The sequence below is a fragment of the Streptomyces graminilatus genome (genome assembly GCF_001418565.1).
GTDB classification, from domain to species: domain Bacteria; phylum Actinomycetota; class Actinomycetes; order Streptomycetales; family Streptomycetaceae; genus Streptomyces; species Streptomyces graminilatus.
The window spans coordinates 1-2082 of record NZ_LIQQ01000372.1 but is presented as its reverse complement, the minus strand read 5'-3'; the positions used below and the strand labels follow the sequence as shown (position 1 = coordinate 2082).

Genomic DNA, 2082 nt, shown 5'->3' with positions numbered 1-2082 from the left:
CTCCCTGACTGCGTCGGCGACGGGCAGCCGCCAGTTCGGGTACTGGTCCCAGGTGCCCGGCAGATTCTGCGGGCGGCGGTCGCCGACGCAGTCAGGGAGCCAGACGCCGATCATGCGGGCCGGGGTGCGCAGCAGATAGCGGTGGACGGCCTGGATCTCGGCCTCCTCCGCCTCCCCCGAGAGTCCGCCGCCGCTCCCCTTCAGCAGGCCGAGGCGGGAGACCAGGGTCAGCCACTCGTTGGTGTCGGCGGCGGCGAGGGCCCGCTCCTCCGCCAGGGGGTTGGTCAACAGGCCCAGCCGGTCGCGGAGTTCGACATGGTCGCCGGTGAGGCGGGAGGCGGTGGGCGGCAGGTCGTGGGTGGTGACGGTGGCCAGGCAGTCGGCGCGCCAGCGGTCCGGGGGCAGGGGGCGGCTGTCACCGTCCCAGTCCCGCTCGAACCACAGTACGGACGTGCCGAGCACCCCGCGTTCGTGCAGCGTCTCGCGCACCCCCGGCTCCACCGTCCCCAGGTCCTCGCCGATCACGACCGCCCCGGCCCGCGTGGCCTCCAGCGCGAGGACGGCGAGCATGGCCTCGGCGTCGTACCGGACGTACGCGCCCTCCGTCGGCGCCTGCCCCTGCGGCACCCACCAGAGCCGGAACAGGCCCATGACGTGGTCGATGCGCAGGGCGCCCGCGTAGCCGAAGAGGGAGCGCAGGAGCTGCCGGTACGGGGCGTAGCCGGACTCGGCCAGGCGGTCCGGCCGCCAGGGCGGCAGGCCCCAGTCCTGGCCGCGCGCGTTGAAGGCGTCCGGGGGCGCGCCGACCGACATGCCGGCCGCGAAGTACTCCCGCTGCGCCCAGGCGTCGGCGCCCCCGGGATGCACACCGACGGCGAGGTCGTGCACGATCCCGACCGGCATGCCCGCGTCGCGTGCCGTCCGCTGGGCGTCGGCGAGTTGGCCGTAGGTGAGCCAGGCGAGGCGGGAGTGGAAGTCGACGCGGTCCATCAACTCGCGCCGTGCGCGGGCGGTCTCGGCCGACCGGGGGTCCTGGAGCCCCGCCGGCCAGTGCGACGAGTCCGAGCCGTGTGCCTCGGCGAGCGCGCACCAGGTGGCGTGGTCCTCCAGCGGCTCGCCGGCTCGCGCGAGGAAGTCGGAGTACTCGGCCTGCCGTCCGGGGCCGAGCGGTACGGCGCACACCAACTCAAGGGCCTCGCGCTTGAGTTCCCACACGGCGTCCCGGTCGATCAGCTCGCCCTTGTCCAGCACCGACTCCCGCAGCCGCCGGGCCCGCTCCAGCAGCCCGCGCACCCGCTCCCGGTCCTCGGGCGCCTCGATGTACGCGAACTCGGGGATGCCCTCGACCCGCAGATGCACGGGGTCGGGGAAGCGACGGGAGGACGGCCGGTACGGGGACGGGTCGGTCGGCGCCCCCGGCACCGCCGCGTGCAATGGGTTGACCTGCACGAATCCGACGCCGAGCGCCCGTCCGGCCCAAGCGCTCAACTCCTCCAGGTCACCCAGGTCGCCCATGCCCCAGGAGCGCCGGGAGAGGAGCGAGTAGAGCTGGACGAGGAGGCCGTACGAGCGCCCGGCGGGCGTGGGCAGCCGGGCCGGGGCGACCACGAGGTGGGCATGGGCGGTGCGGCCGTCGGGTGCGACGGCGTCCAGCTCATGGACGCCGGGCGGAAGTCGGTCGACGGAGTCGCAGACCTCACCCTCCTCGGTGCGGATCCGCAGCCGCGTGCCCTCGGGCAGTTGGGCGAGCGCGTCGGCCATGCCGTCGGCACCGCACACCACCGTGGGCGGCAGCAGCCGTACGGCCAGTTCCGCTTCCCGGGCGGCGAGGGCGGCCCGGACGGCCTCCGGGGTGGCCGCGTCGACACCGAGCGCGGCGAGTACGGCGACGAGCGCGGAGTCGGAGGCGGCGACCGTACGGTCCGGGGAGGGGCTGAAGGAGGCGGCGACGCCGTACGACTCGGCGAGCCGGGCGAGCGCGAGCCGTTCCCCGGCCGGCCCGTGCGCGGATTCGGATTCGGCCGCGGATTCGGACGCGAACGCGGATTCGGATGTGGATGCGGATTCGGATGTGGATGCGGA

At 74.9% G+C, this 2082-nt stretch carries 1 protein-coding gene; it reads right to left on the bottom strand.

The features are described from left to right. The coding region (gene malQ, locus AOK08_RS29230) for a 4-alpha-glucanotransferase (protein ID WP_055531607.1) at positions 1-2082 on the bottom strand (2082 nt) is incomplete at both ends.